6 protein-coding genes are annotated in these 3319 nt (G+C 59.4%); 4 read left to right on the top strand and 2 right to left on the bottom strand.

Going from position 1 to position 3319, the window contains the following annotated elements; genetic code table 11:
* The 4 genes from ACGVKB_RS00550 to ACGVKB_RS00535 form a co-directional block, all read left to right on the top strand.
* A partial coding sequence (locus ACGVKB_RS00550) for a toprim domain-containing protein (protein ID WP_392349315.1) occupies window positions 1–712 on the top strand: 712 nt, incomplete at its 5' end.
* Complete coding sequence (locus ACGVKB_RS00545; protein ID WP_392349314.1) at window positions 712–1026, top strand: SH3 domain-containing protein; 315 nt, start codon at window positions 712–714, stop codon at window positions 1024–1026. The genes ACGVKB_RS00550 and ACGVKB_RS00545, both read left to right, overlap by 1 nt.
* Window positions 1007–1390: a CrcB family protein gene (locus ACGVKB_RS00540; RefSeq protein ID WP_392349313.1), complete on the top strand. Its 384-nt coding sequence runs from the start codon at window positions 1007–1009 to the stop codon at window positions 1388–1390. Before ACGVKB_RS00545 ends, ACGVKB_RS00540 begins: the two co-directional genes overlap by 20 nt.
* On the top strand, window positions 1383–1778 hold the full coding sequence (locus ACGVKB_RS00535; protein WP_392349312.1) for a fluoride efflux transporter FluC: 396 nt from the start codon (window positions 1383–1385) through the stop codon (window positions 1776–1778). Before ACGVKB_RS00540 ends, ACGVKB_RS00535 begins: the two co-directional genes overlap by 8 nt.
* On the opposite strand, the gene ACGVKB_RS00530 is transcribed toward ACGVKB_RS00535, so the two are convergent.
* Window positions 1773–2936 (bottom strand): hypothetical protein, encoded by a 1164-nt coding sequence (locus ACGVKB_RS00530; protein WP_392349311.1) that lies wholly within the window; start codon window positions 2934–2936, stop codon window positions 1773–1775. The two genes, ACGVKB_RS00535 and ACGVKB_RS00530, sit on opposite strands and share 6 nt — an antisense overlap.
* The coding region (locus ACGVKB_RS00525) for a glutathione peroxidase (RefSeq protein ID WP_392349310.1) at window positions 2926–3319 on the bottom strand (394 nt) is incomplete at its 5' end. The genes ACGVKB_RS00530 and ACGVKB_RS00525, both read right to left, overlap by 11 nt.

Below are 3319 nucleotides of genomic sequence, written 5' to 3'. Positions count from 1 at the left end.
AACCCTTCCCGGCAAGCTGGCGGACTGCAGTTCCAGGGATCCCAGCGAGTCTGAGATTTACATCGTTGAGGGTGACTCCGCAGGCGGCTCGGCGAAACAGGGTCGCGATCGTCGCTTCCAGGCCATCCTTCCGCTGCGGGGAAAAATCCTGAATATTGAGAAAACAGATGATTCGAAGATTTACAAGAATACGGAAATCCAGGCGTTGATTACGGCCCTTGGATTGGGTATTAAAGGCGAAGATTTTGATGAAAAGAATCTCCGCTATCATCGAATTGTCATCATGACTGATGCCGATGTTGACGGCGCTCACATCCGCACGTTGATCCTGACCTTCTTCTATCGTTATCAGAAGGCTTTGGTTGAAGGTGGTTACATCTACATCGCCTGCCCTCCCCTTTACAAAGTTGAGCGCGGTAAGAACCACACCTATTGCTACAACGAAAGTGATCTGCAAAAAACCCTGAAGGGTTTTGGCGAAAAGGCCAACTACACCATCCAGCGATTCAAGGGTTTGGGCGAAATGATGCCGAAGCAATTGTGGGAAACCACGATGGACCCCAGCACCCGCATGATGAAGCGCATCGAGATCGATGATGCCCTGGAAGCCGATCGTATTTTTACGATTTTGATGGGAGACAAAGTGGCACCCCGCCGGGAATTCATTGAAACCCACAGCGCCGAACTGGATATGGCGGCGTTGGACATCTGATGCACGCCACCACGTCATTGCTGCGTTGGGGCTGGCTGCTGGGTGTTGCTCTGATGGCTCCGGCGGCCTTGCCCGCCGGTGGTTCAGAACGGCGTCAGCCGCAGGTGCGACGGCGTGAAAGTGGTGGTCCCTTGCACACCACAACGCGGGGTGTGTTGCGCAGCAGTCCGCTGGCGGTGGCTCCGGCTCTGAACGAACTCAGCATCGGCACCCCCTGTCGGCTGCTGCACCGCTGGCCGGGAGACGACGGTCGCGACTGGCTGCATGTGCAGGTTTTGAATGGAGAGCAACAACGTGGCTGGGTCCGGATCTGACGCCCTGTTGATTGGTCTGGGCGCGATCCCTGGTGCTTGGTTGCGCCTGAAGGTGGTCAATCACTTTGAACCGATGGTGCCCAACAAGCACTGGGGCACCTTTGCGGTGAATGTCTGCGCCTGTTTTGCCCTCGGCCTGATTGTGCGGCTGGACGAGGCGTCCGGCGGGGCCGGGGGCCTCACCTTGCTGCTCGGTGTCGGCTTTCTCGGCAGTCTCAGCACCTTTTCCACCTTCATCGTGGAGCTGATCAAGGAAGCTCGGGCCGGACGACCCTGGCGCTCCGTGGCCCTGGCGGGTGTGTCGATCAGCAGTGGCCTGCTGGCGGCGGCTGGAGGTGTTGCCTTGGGAGGCTGGCATGGCTGAACGGGAATCGACACCACCACGGCAACAACTGCGGCGGGAAGGGGAGGAATTGCTTTGGGTTGCCTTCGGTGCCGTTCCGGGAGCCCTGTTGCGCTGGCAGGTTGGCGGCTCTCTTGCTGATCAGAACGTGCTGGTCAACGTGTTGGGTGCTGCCCTGCTCGGTTGGCTGGCCGGCCGGCCGGCTGCACCACGCCGCCAACTGTTCTTGGGCATTGGCTTCTGCGGCTCGTTGACCACCTTCAGCAGCTGGATGCTGGATGCCGTGCACTTGATCTCTGGGGGGCATTGGGGATCAGCGGTTGGGCTGATCGGTATCACCCTCGGGATTGGGCTGGGGGTGGCTTGGTTGGGTTTTTGGGCGGCCCAGCGGCAGTCCGCCTCGTCATGAAGGGCTCAAGCTTGGCCAATGGCCGGTGCGTTTTTTGAAATCGACCAATTTTTCGCGTTTGATGCCAGCCTGAGCCAAGTGAGCTGCCGTTGAGGCTTCGGGAATCACTGATTCTGTGGAGCCGATGCTGGTCAGGCTGCCGTCTGCGATTCTCAGTTCGAGCCCGGTCTTTTCAAAGGGGTAATCGTGGAAGTAGAGCGCGTCGCAGGATTCGAAGACATACGACGCCGACATGCTGAACCCCGCCGACCACAGCCGTGCTGAAGGATTCGACGCACGGGCGATCGCATCAAAGAGGCAGAGGGAAATCCAGCCGTTCGTGCAGAGGCGGCGTTGGTTGACTCCCCCGGTGTTGAACAGCGTGAGGGGATAGAACGCATCGATCAGCAGGTTCTCGTCGAGTTCATGCACCGCATGGGGGCGGTTGATGTCGCGAATCGGCTCGGATAGATGGTCCTGCCAGGTGGCCAGGAATTTCGGGTTCACCCGGGTCAGGGCACCAAGAAACTGCGTTGGGGCCCATGGTTTGAAGAACAGCTCACCGGTGGCGGTGTAGAGGTTTTTGAATCCTCCAATCACCACTTCTTTGGCCTGGCTGTTGTACAGCGATCCTCGAATCGGCAGGATCAAGGGATTGCCGATGTTCTGGTAAATGAACAACGGTTTCTTCAGGCCCTTGAGAACAGCCTTGTCCGCGTCGCTGAACTGAAGCCGGTTGGAGTTGGAAACGAGGACGTAATCCGAAAATCCAGACAGCTCCTCCAGATAGGTGGACCGCTGCCGGTTCTGTTGCACCGCTGCCACCAGCGCCTGTCGGGTGGCGTGGATGGTCTGAGCAACTGAGTGTTTGAGGCTGGCCCGATCGAGATAGCGCTCGAACATCCACCTGAATGAAGCCGCAAGCCTCGGATCGTCTTGGTAACGGCTGAACAGGGTCCGGGCCCGAGCCTCCTGGCCCAGGCTGAGCCAATTCACCAGCTCAGCTTTGATGGACTCAGCGGTGTCCAGATTGCGTCGTCGCAGACGTCGGGCACAGCGGATCGCCTCCCGCCGTGATCCCTGACGGGTGAGGTCAGCGATCACGCGGTGAAGGGCGCTTGGATCCGTCGGCGTCTGGTCGAGAAGGGCGCTGAACTGGCCGACCAGGTCAGCCGGCATTGAGCGCTGCTTCAATGGCACCCTTCAGCTCGGCGCTGTCCGGGGCGACACCACTTTTGAAGCGGCTGATCACGGTGCCATCGCGACCGACGAGGAATTTTTCGAAGTTCCAGGCCACGTCACCGGCGGGCTCGGTCTGGTTCAGGGTCGTGTAGGGCTCGGTTGTGCTGCCCATGGCGTGCACCTTGTCGAACAGCTCGAAGCTGGCTCCGAATTTGGTCGAACAGAACGTCTTGATCTCGTCGAGGCTGCCGGGCTCCTGGGCACCGAAGTCGTTGCAGGGGAAGCCCAGAACTGCAAGGCCCTTGGCGGCGTAGGCCTCGTTTAGTGCCTGCAGACCCGCGTACTGCTTAGTGAAGCCGCAGCGGCTGGCCACGTTCACG

This window comes from Parasynechococcus sp. (assembly GCF_042954325.1).
GTDB lineage: Bacteria > Cyanobacteriota > Cyanobacteriia > PCC-6307 > Cyanobiaceae > Parasynechococcus.
This window is presented reverse-complemented; position numbering and strand designations above follow the sequence as displayed.

What these genes read in the sequence shown, in the direction of transcription:
- ACGVKB_RS00545 (WP_392349314.1), top strand. Translation starts at nt 712, where the DNA reads ATGCACGCCACCACGTCATTGCTGCGTTGGGGCTGGCTGCTGGGTGTT.
- ACGVKB_RS00535 (WP_392349312.1), top strand. Translation starts at nt 1,383, where the DNA reads ATGGCTGAACGGGAATCGACACCACCACGGCAACAACTGCGGCGGGAA.
- ACGVKB_RS00530 (WP_392349311.1), bottom strand. Translation starts at nt 2,936, where the DNA reads ATGCCGGCTGACCTGGTCGGCCAGTTCAGCGCCCTTCTCGACCAGACG.